This window comes from Streptomyces sp. DH12 (assembly GCF_020873895.1).
Classification (GTDB): Bacteria; Actinomycetota; Actinomycetes; order Streptomycetales; family Streptomycetaceae; genus Streptomyces.
The window spans coordinates 1-536 of record NZ_JAHWGT010000637.1 but is presented as its reverse complement, the minus strand read 5'-3'; the positions used below and the strand labels follow the sequence as shown (position 1 = coordinate 536).

The following is a 536-nucleotide window of genomic DNA, read 5'->3' as shown; positions in this document are numbered from 1 at the left end:
GTCACCTGCCACGTCACGGACCTGGACGTGACGTGGCAGGTGACCGACCGCTCCATCGAGGCCGCCGCACGGACGGCGCCCTCGGCGTCGCCCATGCTGTCCGACAGCTTGTCGAGTGCCGCACGGCACTCCTCGATCGTGGTCATCGCGCACGACGGTACCCCAGCCGTTCGCGGTAGCGTCGGGGCATGAACGACGCAGTGCCGAAGGCGGCGGACACGAAGCCGGACCCCGGGGCCACGCGGGACGGGCCGCCGGAGCAGGCCGCGGCGCAGCCGCCGTACGACGACGGGCCCGCCGGTCCCGCACCGCTGGGCGTGCCGCGCACCCCGACCGGGAACGCCGAGGTCGACGCCCAGGTGGAACGGCTGGCCGACGCCGACCACCTCACCACCGACGGCCATCTCGAGGTGTACGAGGATGTACACCGGGGGCTGCGCGACGCGCTCACCGCGCTCGACGCCCGCCCGGGTCCCTCGCCCGCGGCCCCGCACCGGGGGACGCCGGGGCACCCGTCCCAGTCGGCACACGTACAC

At 75.2% G+C, this 536-nt stretch carries 1 protein-coding gene and 1 pseudogene; one reads left to right on the top strand and one right to left on the bottom strand.

What is annotated here, in order from left to right:
* Positions 1 to 146 (bottom strand): annotated as a pseudogene (locus LPA54_RS36205) (sterol-binding protein); the annotation flags it as partial.
* Between the two features lie 42 nt (positions 147 to 188).
* Here LPA54_RS36205 and LPA54_RS36200 point away from each other — a divergent pair.
* The coding region (locus tag LPA54_RS36200; RefSeq protein ID WP_228984774.1) for a hypothetical protein at positions 189 to 536 on the top strand (348 nt) is incomplete at its 3' end.